This is a genomic window from Bordetella sp. N (genome assembly GCF_001433395.1).
GTDB lineage: Bacteria > Pseudomonadota > Gammaproteobacteria > Burkholderiales > Burkholderiaceae_B > Bordetella_C.
In genome coordinates this window covers 5,122,539-5,140,884 of sequence record NZ_CP013111.1, presented here as the reverse complement: position 1 = coordinate 5,140,884, position 18,346 = coordinate 5,122,539, and the positions used below count along the sequence as shown (strand labels likewise).

The window sequence follows — 18,346 nt, the reverse complement described above, 5'->3', positions numbered from 1 at the left end:
GCATGAATAGCACCAGGGCGCCATTGCAGCCCGTCATCATCGGTGCCGGTCCGGCGGGCATACGCGCCGCTCAGGCCTTGGTCGCCGCCGGTTTGCGGCCACGCGTGCTGGACGAAAGCGCGCGGGCGGGCGGACAGATCTATCGGCAGCCACCGGCCGTTCCTGGTTTCATGCGCGCGCCGGCCACCTTGTATGGCTTCGAACATCGCAAAGCCAGCCGCCTTCATCGCCTGATGGCCGAGCTGGCGCCGAACATCGATTATGAGCCGGGTTCGATGGTCTGGAACCTGAGCGACGGCGTGCTGGACGTGCTGCGTGACGGCGTCAGCCGGCAGGTGCCTTATCAACACCTGATATTGGCCACGGGCGCCACCGACCGCGTCCTGCCCATGCCTGGCTGGTTGACGCCTGGCGTCTACACCTTGGGCGGCGCGCAGGTGGCGCTGAAGTACCAAGGCTGTGCCATCGGCAGCGAGGTCGTGTTCATGGGCACGGGACCTTTGCTGTATCTCGTTGCCTATCAATACGCCAAGGCCGGCGCGCGCGTGGCGGCGGTGCTCGATACCGCCAGCTTCGGTGATCGCCTCGCCGCGCTGCCTGGACTGTTGCGCGCGCCTGTCCTCCTGGCCAAAGGGCTTTACTACATGGCCTGGCTGCGCCGCCATGGCGTGGCCTTGCATGAACAAGTGCGGCCGCTGCGTGTGGTCGGCACGACGCGCGTCGAAGCGGTGGAGTGTGAGTCCGGCGGCCACACCCTGTCGATTCCCTGCGATGCCCTGGGCTATGGTCTTGGGCTGCGTTCTGAAACGCAGTTGGCGAGCCTGGCCGGTTGCCGCTACGCCTATCACGCGCGCGATCGCGCCTGGCTGCCCGTGCGGGATGCGGCGGGGCGGTCGTCGGTGTCGGGTGTCTACCTGGCGGGCGACGGCGCGGCGATTGCCGGGGCCGACGCGGCTGAATTGTCGGGCGAGCGCGCCGCGCTGGCCTTGCTGCAGGACATGGGTTCGCCCGTGGACCTGAAGCGTGCCGGTCGCCTGGACGGCAAGCTGCTGCGTTGGCAGCGTATCCGCGACGCGCTGGAGCGCGCCTTCCCCTTTCCGGAGGTATGGGCGGACAGCATCACGGACGACGTCATGATCTGCCGCTGCGAGGAAATCTCCGCCGGCACCTTGCGCGCTTCGGTTGCCGGCCAGGGCACGCAGGAGTTGAATCGCCTGAAGGCGCTGACGCGCGTCGGCATGGGGCGCTGCCAGGGCCGGATGTGCGGCGCGGCGGCCGCTGAAGTGTTGGCACGTGCTTGCGGCGTGGGTCCTGACCAGGTCGGCCGGCTGCGGCCGCAGCCGCCGGTCAAGCCTATTCCCATCCATATGATGGTGGCCATGCCCGCAGCTGCGGCAACCGCGGCAAGCGCCTTAGGCGCTTCAACCGCGGTAAGTGCAAAAGCCGCAAAGTCCGTGGAACGCACGGTTGACCTCTCGCAAGGAGGCCAGCCCTGATGGAACGCATCAACACCGAGGTGGTCATCATCGGCGGCGGCATCGTTGGCGCCAGCGCGGCCTTGTTCCTGAGTCGGCGTGGCGTGCCCGTTACCTTGCTGGAGGCCGCCGTCTGCGGCGCCAAGGCCAGTGGCGTCAATTACGGCGGCGTGCGACGGCAGGGGCGTCCCCTGGAGCAGATGGGGCTGACGTGCCGCGCGCACGAACTGTGGGCGCAGCTGCCCGCCCTGATCGGCACCGACGGCGAGTACGTCCGTTCCGGCCATTTGAAGCTGGCCCGCAGCGAAGCCGACATGACCGCGCTGGAAACCTACCGTCAGGCCACGCGCGGCCACGGCATGCATCTGCGCCTGCTCGACCGCGCCGAGCTGAACCGGCACTACGGCTGGCTGGGCGAAGAAGTCATAGGCGGCTCCCTGTGCCCGGACGATGGCCACGCCAATCCGCGCCTGGTGTCGCCGGCTTTCGCGCTCGCGGCAAAGGCGGCGGGCGCGGTGATCCGCGAGTCGACGTCGGTGACGTCCGCCGTGCACGATGGCCGGCACTTCATCGTCAGGTCGGACAACACGCTTGAAGTACGCGCGTCCTACCTGCTGAATTGCGCGGGCGCCTGGGCGGGGCACTTCGCCGAAGGCTTTGGCGAAGTCGTACCGGAAACATCCATCCATCCTCTGATGATGGTGACCGAGCCTTTGCCGCTGTTCATGGGCGTCAGCCTGGGCATGCAGGGTGGCGGCATCTATGCCCGCCAGGTAGCGCGCGGCAATTGCGTGATCGGTGGCGGCCGCGGGCTGTCGGCCGACGGCAACTACGCAAGGCCCGGTCAAAACGATATTCCCGCCTTGCTTGGCAAGGCCGCCAGCCTGCTCAAGCCGCTGCGCGGCGCGCAGGTCATCCGCTTCTGGACCGGTGTGGAAGGCAATATGCCCGATCACAATCCGGTGGTGGGCCCCAGCCGCACGACACCCGGCCTGTTCCATGCGTTCGGATTTTCCGGCGCCGGCTTTCAGATCGGGCCGGCGGTGGGCGAGGTGCTGGCGCAATTGGTGGCCGACGGCCACACAGATATTCCCATCGATGCATTCCGCATCGACCGATACGCGGCTGCCGCTCATGAGGCTGCTTGTCCTGGTCATCCGTTCCGTGAGCAAACGCTGGAGGCATCATGACGATCCACACCTATCGCGGCATCAAGGCCAAACTCAAGGCCAGGCCCAAGGCCACCCAATGGCTGGCGGCCATCGTGGCGATGACCGCGCTGTCCGCGCCCGCCCTGGCCGAGCAGAAGACCCTCTACGTCGGCATGAACGGCGGAGATATGGAACGGGCTTTCACTCAACACGTCTTTCCGGCGTTCGAGAAAGCCAATAACGTCAAGATCGTCGTCGTGCCCGGCACGTCGACCGAAGTCCTGGCCAAGGCGCAGGCCTTCAAGGACAAGCCGCAGATGCACGTCATGTTCCTGGACGATGGCGTGATGTCGCGGGCCATCTCGATGGGCTTGTGCGAGAAGATTCAGGACACCAACGTGCTGCAGCAGCTGTACCCCGCCGCCGTGATGAAGGACGGCATGGCGGCCGGCATCGATACCGGCATGACCGGGCTGGGCTACAACACGCGCATCTTCAAAGACAAGGGCTGGGCCGCGCCGACTTCATGGATGGACCTGGCCGATCCCAAATACAAGGGCAAGGTGGTGTTCCAGTCCGCTGCCAGCAGCACCTTCGGCCTGCACGCCTTCCTGATGTTCAATCGCATCCAGGGCGGTACGGATACGAACGTCGAGCCGGGCTTCGGCAAGTGGAGCAGCACCATCGGACCGAACGTGCTGGAGTACATCACCAACTCGGCCAAGCTGGCCGAGATGATCCAGTCCAATGAAGCCGCCATCTTCCCGCTGACGCCTACCGCCATCGCGCGCTTGAAGAAGCGCGACATTCCGGTGGAGTACGCGCAGCCCAAGGAAGGGTCGGTGATCCTGGTGGTGGGCGAGTGCGTGGTCGCCAAGAATTCCGAGTCCGAGCTGGCTCAGAAACTGGCGGCCTACCTGCTGACCAAGGAGGCGCAGGAAGCGGCGCTGGAATACGGCGGCCACTTCCCGTCCAATCGCAACGTCAAGGGCACGGGCGCCAACGAGGCAGTGCTGAAGCAGTTCCAGGAATACATGGCCAACGCGAAGGTCCTGGACTGGGATGCCATCAACGCCACCCGCGCCGCGTTCAACGCCCGCTGGAACCGGGCGATGGAGCGCTGAGCGTCAGCGGCACGCGGGGCGTGCGGATCAGTACGAGTGTTCCTGCGCCGGGAAGCTGCCGTCCTTGACCGCCTGTACATAGGCGGTGACGGCGGCCTGGATGCTGTCGGCGCCTTCCATGAAGTTGCGCACGAAGCGCGCCTTGCGGCCGGGGAACACATTCAGCATGTCGTGCAACACCAGCACCTGGCCGGAACATCCGGCGCCGGCGCCGATGCCGATGGTGGGGATGCCCACTTCGGCGGTGATCTCGGCGGCCAGGGTGGCGGGGATCATTTCATAGAGCAGCATCGTGGCGCCGGCATCGCGCGCCGCGCGGGCCTGTTGCTTCAGGTGCCCCGCGCTGGCGTCGTCCTTGCCCTGCACGCGGTAGCCGCCCAGGGCATGCACGAACTGCGGCGTCAGGCCCATGTGCGCGCACACCGGCACGCCACGCTCGGTCAGGAAAGCGATGGTGTCGGTAAACCACGATGAGCGCTGGTCCAGGCCTTCGATCTTGACCATCTGCGCGCCCGCTGCCATCAAGGCCGCCGAGCTGGCATAGGCTTGCGCCGGCGATTCCTGGTAGCTGTTCCAGGGCAGGTCCGCCAGGACCCAGGCATTGCGGTTGCCGCGCGCCACGCATTGCGTGTGATAGATCATGTGCTCCAGCGTCACCGGCAAGGTGGAGGTCTGGCCCTGCACCACATTACCGAGCGAATCGCCGATCAGCAGGATGTCCACGCCGCACTGGTCCAGCAATGCCGCGAAACTGGCGTCATAGCAGGTCAGCATGGCGAGCTTCTCGCCCTGCTTGTGCATCTTTTGCAGTTGCGCGAGGGTAATGGGCTTGCGGTCGGCGGGGGACGCCGTGCCGTTGGCTGCGGTGGGATACATGGGCAAACCTTTTTCCAGATGACTCGGAGTGCCCCATTCTAGTGCTTATAACCCCCGGTTTGGTGCATCGCGGCACGAGCATCGCGGTCGCCGGCCGCTATACGCGGCCGGCTTTTCCGGATGCGGCCTGCGGCCCGCCGTCGCTGGCTCAGCCAGCTACCGCGCTTTACGGCGCGACGTCGTCGGGCGATGGCCCCGCTTCTTTCCCAGCCTTTAATCCACCATCTATGCACCTTTTGGACTAGCGAGGCGAGCGCATCCCGTCGCTAAAATTTTCCTAGCCGTGCGGGGGCGCGGACAAAGGTGAAAACCGCATGCCAGGACGCCGCACAGCACGATGGCTGTTACCGCTATTCCTGACGGCTGGTCTGGCAGGCGGCGCCCTCGTGCAAGCGGCCCCGACCCGGGCCCCCGGTTCATCGTCGACGTCGTCTGCCAAGGCCCCAGCCCCGGGCTCGGCTCCGGCCACGGCTCCGGAGCCGGCGCCAATCCCCACCCTGGATCCACGGGAAGCACAAGCCATCGCCTCCGACGGCTTCCTCTACGCCTATCCGCTGCTGATCATGGACGCGGCGCGCCGCATCCAGACCAATACCGTGGCGCCCGACACGCGGCTGGGCGCGGGTGCGCCGGTCAATCGCTTCACGCACATGGCCCGCCTGCCGGACGCGCTATTGCACGATCTGGGGCCGACACCAGACGTCGACGTGCTGTGGTCGTCGCTATGGTTCGACGTGGCGCGCGAACCCCTGGTCATCGAGGTGCCCGACGCGAAGGGGCGCTATTTCATGATGATGGCCGCCGACATGTGGTCGGACGTGTTCGCCGCGCCCGGCACCCGCACGGCCACACCAGGACGCAGAACCTATCTGCTCACCGCGCGCGACTGGAATGGCAAGCCCCCACGCGGCGTGGAACTGCTGCGCGCGCCGACCTCCAGCGGCTGGCTGCATGTGCGGATCGCGCTGGCGGGCAGCACCGACCTGCCCATGGCGCAGGCCTTCCAGGAAGGGCTGACGGCCACGCCCTTTACCAGCTGGCAGAAGAAGAATGCGCCAGCGCCGCCCCTCGGCCAATACGATGTGGCCGTGTCGCGCCGGCCGCCCGCGGAAGAGGTCGGCGCCTTGAGCGCCGCGGAGTTCTTCGCGGCGTTCGCCGAGCTGGCGGGCCGTTATCCCGCACATGACAACGACACCCCCATCCTGCAGCGGTTGCAGCGCCTGGGCATCACGCCCGGCGGCGCATTCGACTTCGCGCGGCTGCCGGCGACGTTGCAGACCGCCATCAAGGATGGCATGGCGGCGGGCCAGGCGCGCATGCGTTCGCCGCCCGAACCCCGCGCCGGCAACGCGGGCCTGGTCATGCCCTTGAAGCGGCGCGGCACCTACGGCACCGATTACGTGTTGCGGGCCAGGTCGATGCGGCTGGCCTGGGTGGCGCCGTTGACCGATGACATGATCCAGGTGCGCGCCGATACCGACAGCGAGGGCCGGCTGCTGGACGGCACCTTCCGCTACGAGCTGCGCTTCGATCGGCGCCAACTTCCGCCGGTGCTGGGCTCGTGGTCCATCGCGCTGTACAACGACCGCGACAACCTGCTCGACAACATGGGCGACCGCTACGCGGTGCGCATGCGCGACAAGATCGACGTGGCCGAAGACGGCACCGCGACGGTCTATGTGCAATACGAGACACCCGTCGCGGAGCGCACGCGCAACTGGCTGCCGGCGCCGCAGAGCGGGCACTTCTCGTTGATCTTGCGGCTTTATTGGCCGCAGGAGGCGGCAGTGGAGGGGACGTGGACACCGCCGGCGATCCGGCGGGTCCGATAAGGGAGCGTGTCTTGGGAGCGTGCTTTGCGGAAAGCGGCTGACGGCGCGCGGGCGCCCTGCGCCTCAGGCGGCCAGGCCGCCCGCCACCGATGCCGCGACCAGCATCACGCCCACCCACAGATTGGCGCGGAACAGGCCCAGGCCCAACTCGGGACGGCGGATGTCGAAGCGCACCAGCTGCCAGATCAGGTGTAGCGCGATCAAGGCCATGCCCACGTAGTAGGGCCAGCCCATGCCCACGCCCCAACCGCCCAGCGCCCACAGCACCATGGTGGCCACGTAGAACGCGCCTACCCAGGTCTTGCCGGCGTCGCCGAAGCGCAGCGCGGTGGAGTGCAGGCCCAGACGGCGGTCATCACGCACATCGATGTAGGCGTAGATAGTGTCGTAGCCGATCTGCCAGGCGATGGTGCCGACATACACCGCGATCGCGCCCCAGGGCACCACGCCGCGCGTGTCCGACCACGCCATCAGCATGCCCCAGTTGAAGCACACCCCCAGCACGGCCTGCGGCCAATACGTGAAGCGCTTGCACAGCGGGTAGATGACCACGATGGGCAGCAGGGCCACGGCCAGCCAGCGGCTCATGGGATTGATGAACAGCAGCAGGGATGCGCACACCACCAGCTGGCCCAGCAGGAACCAGAGCGCCTGGCGCAGGTTCAGCTGGCCGCTGGTAAGCGGGCGATACCGTGTGCGTTCCACATGCTTGTCGATATCGCGATCGAAGATGTCGTTCAGCGTGCAGCCGATGCCGCGCATCAGCAGCGCGCCCAGCGAGAACACCACCAGGCGCAGCAGGTCCGGCCAGCCGGCCGCTGACTGCCCCAGCGCGGCCAGCGCCGGCAGCAGGGTCAGCCAGGTGCCGATAGGGCGGTCCAGGCGGCACAGGCGCGCGTAGGGGCCCCATGAACGGGGCAACCAACGCGCCACCCAGTCATCGAAAACGATGTCGTTGAGATCGATGGGGCTGGATGGTTGCTGCGCCATCGTCACGCGAGTTGGGCCTTGATCAAGCGGCCCAGCGTTGCCACGCCGCTGCGGATCTTGTCTTCCGGCACGGTGACGAAAGACAGGCGCAGCGTGTTGTGCGGTGCCGGCGCATTGGCGTAGAACGGTTCGCCGGGAACGAAGGCGACCTTCTCTTCAATGGCTTGGGCCAGCAGCTTGTTGGTGTCGATGTTTTCCGGCAGCGTCACCCAGATGAACATGCCGCCTTCCGGACGCGTCCAGGTGGCCGACGACGGGAATTCCTTCTGCAGCGCGTCCAGCATGAAGTTGCATTGCTGGCGGTAGAGCTCGCGCACGGTGGGCAGGTGGGTGTCGAGGAAGCCGTCCTTGACGATTTCATAGACAGCCATCTGCGTCAGCGTGGCGGTGTGCAGATCGGTGGCCTGCTTGGCCTGCACCAGCTTGTCGATCAGCTTGCGCGACGCGGCGATGTAGCCCAGACGCAGGCCGGGGGCCAGCACCTTGGAGAACGAGCCCATGCGGATCACGTGGGCGCCCGCGCCGGAAGCCAGCGACAGCAGGCTGGGCTCGGGTTCGCCGGCATAACGCAGTTCGCCGTAGGGATCGTCCTCGACCACCGGCAGGCCCAGGGCAGCGGCGCGCGTGACCAGGTCTTCGCGGCGTTTGCGGCTGAGCGTGCGGCCGGTGGGGTTCTGGAAGTTGGGCAGCGCGTAGAGGAAGCGCGCGCTGTCGGCGGTCTCCTTGGTCAGCGCTTCCGGCACCAGGCCGCCTTCATCCGAGGCGATCGACACGAAACGGGGCTGGTACAGGCTGAAGGACTGCAGGGCGCCCAGGTAGCTGGGGGTCTCGACCAGGACCTTGCTGTCCTTGTCGATCAGCACCTTGCCCAGCAGGTCCAGGGCTTGTTGGGAGCCGGAAACGATGAGGATGTTTTCCGGCGCCACGTTGGCGCCCTTGCTGTTCAGGTCGTTGGCGACCCAGGCGCGCAGGGGCGCATAGCCCTCGGTGGGGCCATATTGCAGGGCCGCGCGGCCGTTCGAAACCAGTACCTTGTCGAAGGCAGCCCGTACGACGTCGACCGGGAATCCGCTCGGGGCCGGCAAGCCGCCCGCGAAGGAAATTACGTCCGGACGCTCGGTTACCTTGAGAATCTCGCGGATGGCCGAGCTGGTCAGTTGGGTGGCGCGTTCAGAAAAGGAACATTCGGGTTCGAAAGGCTTGTCCATGGTTTGGGTCTTTAGGCTCAAAAGAACGGGTGCAAAACGGTGCAATCAACCGGCCGCCCTCCGGGCGGCGAACGAGCATTGTCCCACTTTTACAAAAAAACGCCTGCTCAGCGGGCATCTAGGTGGCCATTTTCTTTGGGCCTGGTCGGATGCAAGTCTGCTGTCAGGTCCGTCGACGGCTCGCCGCGGCCTCGGACGCACCCGGAGTTGGCGTAAAGTGGCGTTTTCCTTCGCCCGGCCGGCTTGCGCGCGGCAGGATCTGTCTCGGAATCGCCACATCCCATGTTCACCATCGCCACCCCTTCCAATCAAGACAAGGCCGGCCTGTACGCCGAAGTCACCGCCCAGGCGCGCGCGCTGCTGGACGGCGAGCACGACCGCATCGCCAACGCAGCCAACCTGGCCGCGCTGGTCTATCGCACCCTGCCGGATCTGAATTGGGCGGGCTTCTATTTCTTCGATGGGCACGAGTTGGTGCTGGGTCCTTTCCACGGCAATCCGGCTTGCGTGCGCATCACGCTGGACCGCGGCGTCTGCGGCGCCGCCGCCAGCCAGCGGCAGACCCAGGTGGTGCCGGACGTCCATGCGTTCCCTGGCCACATCGCCTGCGACGCTGCGTCCCGCGCGGAAATCGTCGTGCCGCTGGTGGTGAATGACCAGCTGATCGGCGTGTGGGATGTGGACAGTCCCGTGCCCGAGCGCTTCGACGAAACCGACCGGGTCGGCATGGAGGCGCTGTGCCAGGTCTATCTGGACAGCCTTGGGGGCGCTCGGTAATATCTGCGCTTACCGATCGCGGCAAACGCGCTCGTGTCGCGGATGGATCGCCAAAGACGCTTCTTGCGCAACGATCGCTCCGCGGCCAACGTTCAAATTCAGCCTAATGTCCCTTCACGCTGCCCTCGCCACTGCTCGTCCTGCCTTCGGCAGCGATGACGCACGCCTGGTCAGCCTGAAAAAATCCAAAAAACAGCCGCTCGTCTGACCGGAGCTGCTGTTCCGTCAGAAGAGCGACGGAACAGCCAGCGGCCAGCAGCATGGCGGTGGCGACAGGGCTAGCAATACCAATCCCCCGTGGCGCTTCTTGCGGACTTTTCCCGGTCCTCGCAAAGGAATCGCCATGTTCTACGCTCCGCCACAAGACCCCTTCCACGGCATCTGGGTGCCCTTGATCACGCCTTTCGCCGGCGATCGGGTCGACCATCCCGCGCTGCGGCGCCTGGTGCGCCATTACCGGCGCGCCGGGGTGCACGGCCTGATTGCCTGCGGCACCACCGCCGAAGCCGCTGCCCTGGATGCCGCCGAACAGGGAGAGGTGCTGGACACCGTCCTGGCCGAAGCGGGCGGCATGCCGGTGGTGATGGGGCTGGCGGGCAACAACCTGCGCCAGGTCCAGGCGCGCGCCAGGGAGTGGGGCGCGCGGCCGATCGCGGGGTTGTTGGCGACGGCGCCGTATTACATCCGGCCGAGCCAGGCGGGGTTGCTGGAGTGGTTCGGCGGGCTGGCCGATGCCGCGCCGGTGCCGCTGGTGATTTACGACATTCCTTATCGCACTGGCGCGACGCTTGAACTCGCGACCCTGCTGCGGCTGGCGGCGCATCCCAATATCGTGGCGATCAAGGATTGCGGCGGGTCGCTGGACAAGACCATCGCGCTGATCGCGGACGGCAGGCTGGCGGTCATGGCGGGGGAGGACCTGCAGGCCATGACCACCCTGTGTCTGGGTGGCCGGGGCGTCATCGCCGCGTCGGCGCATGTGCGGCCGGATCTGTATGTGGCGCTCTACGACGCGGTGGCGGGCGCGCGCATCGAACAGGCGCGCGCCTTGTTCCATGCCTTGGCGCCGGTGATTCGGCTGCTGTACGCGGAGCCCAACCCGGGTCCGGTCAAGGCCTTGCTGGGCCGCCTGCACGGTTTCGACGGCGCCGTGCGGGCACCGCTGGTCGCGCCCGACGCGACCTTGCTCCTGCAATTGGAAGCCGCGGTCGCCGCCCTGGCCCCTGTCGACGCTGAAGCCAGCCTTGCAATCGCGTAAACAAGCCGCGGCGCTAAAAGGCGCCGTCGGCGCCAAGGCAAGCCGCGGCCACAGGGGCGCCAGCCCAAAAAAGGGGGGATGGGGCCCCCATTATTAAAAAAGCCTCACGCGCAGCGTGACGTCGCGCAGGCAAGGCGCTGCCAAAGCGGCGCCAGCCCAAGAAGGGGGCGATGGGGAACCCCCCATCATTCAAAAATTCTTCACGCGTAGCGTGCCGCCGCCCAGGCGAGGCGCAGCCACAGGGGCGATAGCCCAAAAAGGGGGCGATGGGGGTCTCCCCCATCATTCAAAATATCTTTACGCGGATCCGCGTTGCCATCATTTGCCTCGTATTGCCGACTGTTTTACCTCCAGCCCGGACGGCTTGCCCTTCAAGGGCAAGTCGTCTAAAACCACCGGGAACCCGCCGCCACGAGCAGGGCCCGAGGAGACAAGATGAGTAGCAACGCTTATGAAGATGAACCCGTCGCCGACGCGGGCTGGACCTTCGACTACATCGTCGTCGGCGCCGGTTCGGCCGGCTGCCTGCTGGCGAATCGCCTGACGGCCAATCCCAATATCCGTGTGCTGCTGCTGGAAGCGGGCGGCCCCGATGACTGGCGCTGGATCCACATCCCCGTCGGCTATCTCTATTGCATCGGCAATCCCCGCACCGACTGGTGCTATCGCACTCAACCCGATCCCGGCCTGAACGGCCGCACCCTGGGCTATCCGCGTGGCCGCGTGCTGGGCGGCAGCTCCTCGATCAACGGCATGATCTACATGCGCGGCCAGGCGGCCGACTACGACGGCTGGGCCGCCGCCGGCAACACCGGCTGGGGCTGGCGCGACGTGCTGCCTTACTTCACCCGTAGCGAGGATTACCACGGCACGCCCAACGCCTTCCACGGCAAGGGCGGTGAACTGAGCGTCGAACGCCAGCGCCTGTCCTGGGGCCTGCTGGACGCTTTCCGCGGGGCCGCCGAACAGGCCGGCATCCCGCCGATACGCGACTTCAATCGGGGCGACAACGAGGGCTGCGACTATTTCGATGTCAACCAGCGCCGAGGCGTGCGCTGGAGCGCGTCGCGCGCCTTCCTGCATCCCATCCTGAAACGTCCCAATCTGAAGGTCGTCACGGGCGCGCGCGTCAGCCGGCTGGCGTTTTCAGGCAGGCGGGTCGAAGGGGTCCACTTCAAGGGCGATGACGGCCGCGACCGGGTGGCCCTGGCGCGCGCGGAGGTGGTGCTGTCGGCCGGCGCCGTCGGGTCGGCCCAGCTGCTGCAGGTATCGGGCATCGGTCCTGGTTCCGTGCTGCAGAACCTGGGGATCCCGGTGATGCACGACCTGCCCGGCGTGGGCGAGAACCTGCAGGATCATCTGCAATTACGGCTGATCTACAAGGTGACGGGCGCCAAGACCTTGAACGCCATTGCCGGGACCTTGTGGGGCAAGGCGATGATGGGGCTGCAGTATGTCGTGGCCAAGCGGGGGCCCCTGACCATGGCGCCGTCCCAGCTGGGGGCATTCGCGCGCTCGGGACCGGAGCAGACCCGTGCCAATGTGGAATATCACGTGCAGCCGCTGTCGCTGGAGAAATTCGGCGATCCCTTGCATGCCTTCCCCGCGTTTACGGCGTCGGTGTGCAATCTGCGGCCGACCAGCCGGGGGCATATCCGCATTGTGTCGCCGTCGGCGCAGGATCACCCGCATATCCAGTGCAACTATCTGGCCACGCCGGAAGACCGCCGCGTTGCCGCCGACAGCGTGCGCCTGACGCGCCGCATCGTGGCGCAGCCGGCGCTGGCGCGCTACAAGCCGGAGGAATACCGCCCCGGGGTCGAATTCCATACCGATGCCGACCTGATGCGCGTCGCCGGCGACATCGGCACGACCATTTTCCATCCCGTGGGCACGTGCAGGATGGGCGTCGACGACCGTGCGGTGGTTGATCCGCGGCTGCGGGTACGGGGCGTCCAGGGCCTGCGCGTCATCGACGCGTCCGTCATGCCCACCATCACGTCCGGCAACACCAATTCCCCCACCATCATGATCGCGGAAAAAGGCGCCGCCATGATCCTGGAAGACGCCGGGTTGAGCGCGGCGTAGACCCTGAGATATCCGTCAAGAACCTCGCCCCGGTCGGAGGCACCGTAGAGCCGCTCCCGGCCCGGGGGACCTTGGTCAGGTGAAGAACCCCGCCCCGATCGGGGACACCGCGGAGCCGGGTCCCCCGGTCCGCCGGTGTCGCCCCCTTTGAGGGGGAGGCGCGGAGCGCCTGGGGGTGGGTTCCCCTTCGCCCCCTGGGGGGCCGCGCGAAGCGCGGTAGGGGGGGGGGCCCAATTCTCAGCTAAAATCAGCGACTTTCCCGCTTTTTTTGCCGGCCTCGCCGCCTTCCTGGGAATCCCTTCCTGGATAGCGCGAGCGATTTTTTTGTGCCGGTGCCCTTGGGGTCGAATAATGCCCATCTACGCTTACAAGTGTGGCGCCTGCGGTTTTGCCAAGGACGTCCTGCAAAAAATCTCTGACGCACCGCTCACGGTCTGCCCTGAATGCGGCGCCAGCGCCTATTCCAAACAGGTCACCGCCGCCGGCTTCCAGCTCAAGGGCTCGGGCTGGTACGTGACCGATTTCCGCAACAACGGGACCGGCAGCGCCGCCCCCGCGGCCAAGAAGGACGAAGGCGCCTCCAGCACCGACGCCGCCGCCGCCGCGAAGACCGAGACCAAGTCGGACGCCCCCGCGGCAGCACCGGCCGCCACCCCGGCACCCGCCGCGGCCCCCGCGCCACCAGCCGCTTCCTGATCTCCGACGATGTCGATGCGCGTTTTCAAGAAGTACTTCATCACCGGCCTGCTGATCTGGGTTCCCCTGGTCATCACGGTCTGGGTGCTGGGTGTACTCGTCGCCACGCTGGAAGGCTTCGTCCCCAATTTCCTGTCGGCGGAGTCCCTGTTCGGGGTCGACATCCCGGGCTTCCGTTTCGTCCTGGTGATCCTGGTGGTCCTGTTGACCGGCGTGTTCGCCGCCAACCTGCTGGGCCGCACCCTGGTCGACGCGTGGGAAAAGATCGTCGGCCGCATCCCGCTGGTGCGCTCCATCTACAACTCGGTCAAGCAGGTCAGCGACACCGTGTTGGCGCCCAACGGCCAGGCTTTCCGCAAGGCGGTGCTGATCCAGTACCCGCGCCTGGGCTCGTGGACCATCGCGTTCCAGACCGGTACGCCCAGTGGTGAAGTGGCGGAGCACTTGCAAGGCGAGCACGTCAGTGTCTACATTCCCACTACGCCCAACCCGACATCCGGCTTTTTCCTGATGATGCCGCGCAGCGACGTCATCGATTTACATATCAGCGTGGATGCCGCGCTGAAGTATGTGGTTTCCATGGGCGTCGTCGCGCCACCGGCACCTGCCGCCGCGAACGCCGCCAATGTGCCGCCCACCGTACCGCCTGGCGTCATTCCGACAGCGCCAGGGGTGCGACGACCCAGCAATGATGGGTCGACAGGGCCCGAGCAATAAGCTGGCGTCCCGGCAAGATCCCCCTCATCGTGACGTCCCAACAAAGTTATTAACGGAGTTTTCCCGCAATGCGTACCTGCTACACCGGCCAGGTTTGCCGTGACCACCTCGGTCAGACCGTTACCCTGTTTGGCTGGGTAAACCGCCGCCGCGATCACGGCGGGGTGATTTTCATCGACCTGCGCGACCGCGCTGGCCTGGCGCAGATCGTGTTCGATCCGGATAACGCCGCCTTCGCTACCGCCGAGCGCCTGCGCAACGAGTTCTGCGTCAAGGTCACCGGCCTGGTGCGCCTGCGTCCCGAAGGCACCGCCAATGCGGACCTGGCTTCCGGCGAAATCGAAGTGCTGTGCAAGGAAGTGGAAATCCTGAACGCGTCGGTGACGCCGCCGTTCCAGCTGGATGACGACAATCTGTCGGAAACCACCCGCCTGACGCACCGCGTGCTGGACCTGCGCCGCCCGCAGATGCAGCGCAACCTGATGCTGCGTTATCGCGTGTCCATCGAAGTGCGCAAGTTCCTGGACGGCCTGGGTTTCATCGACATCGAAACCCCCATGCTGACCAAGAGCACGCCTGAAGGCGCGCGCGACTACCTGGTGCCGTCGCGAGTCAATCCCGGCATGTTCTTCGCGCTGCCGCAGTCGCCCCAGCTGTTCAAGCAGATGCTGATGGTGTCGGGCTTCGACCGCTACTACCAGATCACCAAGTGCTTCCGCGACGAAGACTTGCGTGCCGATCGCCAGCCGGAATTCACCCAGATCGATTGCGAAACCTCGTTCCTGAACGAATTCGAGATCCGTGAAATCTTCGAAGGCATGATCCGCCACGTCTTCAAGGTCGTGCAGAACGTCGACCTGGCCGATACCTTCCCCACGATGACGTGGACCGAAGCCATGCGCCGCTACGGTTCGGACAAGCCCGACCTGCGCGTGTCGCTGGAATTCACCGACATCGGCGACATCATGCGCGACGTGGACTTCAAGGTCTTCGCGTCCGCCGCCACCGCCGCGGGCAGCCGCGTGGTGGCCCTGCGCGTGCCGGGCGGTGCGTCCCTGTCGCGTAGCGAAATCGACAGCTACACCCAGTTCGTCGGCATCTACGGCGCCAAGGGCCTGGCCTGGATCAAGGTCAATGAAGTGGCCAAGGGCCGTGACGGCCTGCAGTCGCCCATCGTCAAGAACATCCATGACGCGGCCCTGACCGAGCTGCTCAAGCGCACCGGCGCGCAAGACGGCGACATCATCTTCTTCGGCGCCGACCGCGAGAAGGTCGTCAACGACGCCATCGGCGCGCTGCGCATCAAGATCGGCCACAGCGAATTCGGCAAGACCACCGGCCTGTTCACGGCCGGCTGGCAGCCGCTGTGGGTGGTCGACTTCCCCATGTTCGAATACGACGAGGAAGACGCCCGCTACACCGCCGCGCACCACCCCTTCACCAGCCCGAAGGACGGCCACGAGGACTTCCTGGAGACCGATCCCAGCAAGGCCATCGCCAAGGCTTATGACATGGTGCTGAACGGTTGGGAAATCGGCGGCGGCTCGGTTCGTATCCACCGCGAAGAAGTCCAGAGCAAGGTGTTCCGTGCCCTGAAGATCAACGCCGAGGAAGCCAGCGAGAAGTTCGGCTTCCTGCTGGACGCCCTGCAATACGGCGCGCCCCCGCACGGCGGCATCGCCTTCGGCCTGGACCGCATCTGCACCATGATGACCGGCGCCGACTCGATCCGTGACGTCATTGCCTTCCCCAAAACTCAACGTGCCCAGGATCTGCTGACCCAGGCGCCGTCGGCGGTCGACGAGAAGCAACTGCGCGAACTGCATATTCGCCTGCGTAACGCCGAAGTTAAGTAAATGCGGTAATCTCGGTAGCATGAATACCGGGACGCGGCGCCTGCTGGAGCTTCCACGGGCGCCGCGTTTGTTTTATACAGGTGCCGGCGCTGCAAGGACTGATGGCCTTGCGCGCGCCGGCGCTGTTTTCATGGGGTAGTGTCCACGCACCATGTCGATACTGCGCATCGTCAGCTACAACATCCACAAGGGCAAGTCCGCATCGGGTGCGCGCGATTCGCTCAAGGAATTGCGCCTGGGCCTGCATGGACTGCGGCCGGACCTGGTCTTCCTGCAGGAAGTGCAGGGGCGCAACGACAGCCGCAACGTCATCGATGCGCAGCACATGTCGCTGGGCGCGGCGTTGCAGATGGAAGTCTGCTATGGCCGCAACGCGGTGCGCAGCGCGTCCGACCACGGCAACGCCTTGCTGTCGCGTTATCCCATTCTTGAACACGAGAATCAGGATATCTCCGATCACCGCATGGAGCAGCGCGGGTTGCTGCATGCCCGGGTAGGCATCAAGGGCCATGACGTGCATTGCTTCGTGGTGCACCTGGGCCTGTTCGCCGGCAGCCGCGAGAGGCAGATCCAGGCGCTGGCCGACCGCATCGATCGCCTGGTGCCCACGGGCGCGCCCATCATCATCGCCGGCGATTTCAACGACTGGGGCGACCGCCTGTCGCCCTTGTTCGTCCAGCGCCTGGGTGTCTACGAAGTGTTTTCCCACGCGCCGCGTTCGCACGGCGGGGACATACCCCGTCTGCGCGATTCCATGCGGCGGCTGACCAATGTGCTGCGTGGCGTGCCCAATAGCCTGTCCATGCTGGAGCGCCACAATCTGGTGTCCATGGACGGCAACTACCGCATCGCGCCGCCGCCGCGCACCTTCCCCGCCGTCTTTCCCTGGTTCCGGCTGGACCGCATCTACCAACGTGGCTTCGCGGTGCGTAGCGCGCGAGTGCTGCGTGGCCGTGCTTGGTCCCGCCTGTCCGACCATGCTCCCTTGCTGACCGAACTGGAAATCCCGTGAGTGCCCATGCCCTGGAGCTGGACTGGACGGAAGGCAACGCCATCCGCCTGCTGATGAACGGCGGCGATTTCTTTCCGGCGCTGTGCGAGGCCATCGATAAGGCACGCCACAGCGTGCATCTGGAAACGTACATCTTCCTGCTGGATCGCACGGGGCGACGCGTGCTCGAGGCGCTGGAAGGCGCCGCCGCGCGGGGTGTGCGCGTACGCGTGGTGATCGACGGCTTCGGCAGTCAGCAGACCGGGGACGCCGTGGTCGCGCGCATCAAGGCCGCGGGGGGAGAGTGCCGTATCTTCCGGCCCGAGCCTCATTGGATCAAGCGCCTGCTGTTTTCGCGCAGCCGTTTGCGGCGTTTGCATCGCAAGGTCGCCGTGGTCGATAGCGAGGTCGCCTTTGTAGGCGGCATCAACGTCGAGGACGATTACGACGATGTGGAGCTGACCGAGGAAATCGCCGCGAATCCGCGTTTCGATTTCGCCGTGGAGGTGCGCGGGCCGCTGGTCAGCTATGCCGTTCACGCGCAGGATCTGTTGTGGGTGCGTTTGAACTGGGCGGCCGCGCGGCGTAATCCCAAGCAATGGCGGCGGCCGTCGCAATGGCGCCGGCTGAAGAAGCCGGGTGATGCGCCGCCTCAACCGCAGATGGGTTCCTTGCGCGCCGCGCTGGTGCTGCGGGATAACCTGCGGTTTCGGAATACTTTCGAGCGGGCGTATCTGTACGGCATTGCGCGCGCGAAAGAAGAGATCCTCATCGCCAGCGCGTACTTCTTTCCGGGCGTGCGCTTCCGTAAGGCACTGGCTCGTGCGGCGGCTCGCGGCGTGCGCGTAAGGCTGGTTCTGCAAGGCAAGATCGAATATCGCATGCAGTACTACGCGACCCACGCCTTGTATGAAGAACTGCTGCGCGCCGGCATCGAGATCTACGAATACATGCCCAGCTTCCTGCATGCCAAGGTGGCGGTGATCGATCACATCGCGACGGTGGGCTCGTCCAATCTGGATCCCTTCAGCCTGCTGCTGGCGCGCGAGGCCAATGTGGTGGTGGATGACGCCGGCTTCGCGGATCAACTACATACGCGCCTGGAAGCGGAGATCGCCCGTGGCGGGCGCCTGATCAAAAGCGTGGAGTACGCGCGGCGCGGATGGATACGGCGTTGCGTCGACACGATTTCGTACACGGTGTTGCGCCTGGGCGTGGCACTGACGGGGCGCACCGGGCGCTATTGACGCATCTGCCCGCGTCTGTCCGCGGCGCGCTGCGGACAAGCGCGGTGTGCTCGCGTTATG

General features: G+C 66.0%; 15 protein-coding genes. 12 read left to right on the top strand and 3 right to left on the bottom strand.

Annotation, left to right across the window (positions count from 1 at the left end; genetic code table 11):
• Window positions 1–2: 2 nt before the first annotated feature.
• The 3 genes from ASB57_RS22175 to ASB57_RS22165 are packed head-to-tail and all read left to right on the top strand — an operon-like array spanning window position 3 to window position 3,750.
• The gene (locus ASB57_RS22175) at window positions 3–1,496 is read left to right on the top strand and encodes an NAD(P)/FAD-dependent oxidoreductase (RefSeq protein WP_082622047.1); all 1,494 of its coding nucleotides are present in this window, start codon (window positions 3–5) and stop codon (window positions 1,494–1,496) included.
• Complete coding sequence (locus ASB57_RS22170) at window positions 1,493–2,665, top strand: FAD-binding oxidoreductase (RefSeq protein ID WP_197425175.1); 1,173 nt, start codon at window positions 1,493–1,495, stop codon at window positions 2,663–2,665. The genes ASB57_RS22175 and ASB57_RS22170 overlap by 4 nt, the downstream gene beginning before the upstream one ends.
• The gene (locus ASB57_RS22165; RefSeq protein WP_057654164.1) at window positions 2,662–3,750 is read left to right on the top strand and encodes an ABC transporter substrate-binding protein; all 1,089 of its coding nucleotides are present in this window, start codon (window positions 2,662–2,664) and stop codon (window positions 3,748–3,750) included. Before ASB57_RS22170 ends, ASB57_RS22165 begins: the two co-directional genes overlap by 4 nt.
• 27 nt (window positions 3,751–3,777) lie before the next feature.
• On the opposite strand, the gene panB is transcribed toward ASB57_RS22165, so the two are convergent.
• Window positions 3,778–4,626: a 3-methyl-2-oxobutanoate hydroxymethyltransferase gene (gene panB, locus ASB57_RS22160; protein WP_057654163.1), complete on the bottom strand. Its 849-nt coding sequence runs from the start codon at window positions 4,624–4,626 to the stop codon at window positions 3,778–3,780.
• Between the two features lie 386 nt (window positions 4,627–5,012).
• Between panB and ASB57_RS22155 the strand changes: the two genes are divergently transcribed.
• A complete protein-coding gene (locus tag ASB57_RS22155) occupies window positions 5,013–6,458 on the top strand; it encodes a DUF1254 domain-containing protein (RefSeq protein WP_057654162.1) in 1,446 nt (481 codons plus the stop codon).
• 63 nt (window positions 6,459–6,521) lie between these two features.
• On the opposite strand, the gene ubiA is transcribed toward ASB57_RS22155, so the two are convergent.
• Entirely contained in the window at window positions 6,522–7,448 is a 927-nt protein-coding gene (ubiA, locus tag ASB57_RS22150; protein WP_057654161.1) for a 4-hydroxybenzoate octaprenyltransferase, read from the bottom strand.
• A 2-nt stretch (window positions 7,449–7,450) separates the two neighbouring features.
• Window positions 7,451–8,656, bottom strand: coding sequence for a PLP-dependent aminotransferase family protein (locus ASB57_RS22145; protein ID WP_057654160.1), 1,206 nt, complete (start codon window positions 8,654–8,656; stop codon window positions 7,451–7,453).
• A gap of 282 nt (window positions 8,657–8,938) precedes the next feature.
• Between ASB57_RS22145 and ASB57_RS22140 the strand changes: the two genes are divergently transcribed.
• The 8 genes from ASB57_RS22140 (at window position 8,939) to clsB (ending at window position 18,286) form a co-directional block, all read left to right on the top strand.
• On the top strand, window positions 8,939–9,433 hold the full coding sequence (locus tag ASB57_RS22140) for a GAF domain-containing protein (RefSeq protein ID WP_057654159.1): 495 nt from the start codon (window positions 8,939–8,941) through the stop codon (window positions 9,431–9,433).
• 343 nt (window positions 9,434–9,776) lie between these two features.
• Window positions 9,777–10,691, top strand: coding sequence for a 4-hydroxy-tetrahydrodipicolinate synthase (gene dapA, locus ASB57_RS22135; protein WP_057654158.1), 915 nt, complete (start codon window positions 9,777–9,779; stop codon window positions 10,689–10,691).
• Between the two features lie 435 nt (window positions 10,692–11,126).
• Entirely contained in the window at window positions 11,127–12,779 is a 1,653-nt protein-coding gene (locus tag ASB57_RS22130; protein WP_057654157.1) for a GMC family oxidoreductase, read from the top strand.
• A 351-nt stretch (window positions 12,780–13,130) separates the two neighbouring features.
• The gene (locus ASB57_RS22125) at window positions 13,131–13,475 is read left to right on the top strand and encodes an FmdB family zinc ribbon protein (protein WP_057654156.1); all 345 of its coding nucleotides are present in this window, start codon (window positions 13,131–13,133) and stop codon (window positions 13,473–13,475) included.
• Window positions 13,476–13,490: 15 nt separating this feature from the next.
• Complete coding sequence (locus ASB57_RS22120; protein ID WP_057656351.1) at window positions 13,491–14,192, top strand: DUF502 domain-containing protein; 702 nt, start codon at window positions 13,491–13,493, stop codon at window positions 14,190–14,192.
• Between the two features lie 68 nt (window positions 14,193–14,260).
• Window positions 14,261–16,048 (top strand): aspartate--tRNA ligase, encoded by a 1,788-nt coding sequence (gene aspS / locus ASB57_RS22115; RefSeq protein WP_057654155.1) that lies wholly within the window; start codon window positions 14,261–14,263, stop codon window positions 16,046–16,048.
• Window positions 16,049–16,199: 151 nt separating this feature from the next.
• Window positions 16,200–17,060 carry an endonuclease/exonuclease/phosphatase family protein gene (locus tag ASB57_RS22110; protein WP_057654154.1) on the top strand — a complete coding sequence of 287 codons (861 nt, stop codon included), beginning with the start codon at window positions 16,200–16,202 and terminating at the stop codon, window positions 17,058–17,060.
• A complete protein-coding gene (gene clsB / locus ASB57_RS22105) occupies window positions 17,057–18,286 on the top strand; it encodes a cardiolipin synthase ClsB (protein WP_057654153.1) in 1,230 nt (409 codons plus the stop codon). The genes ASB57_RS22110 and clsB overlap by 4 nt, the downstream gene beginning before the upstream one ends.
• Window positions 18,287–18,346 lie beyond the last annotated feature (60 nt).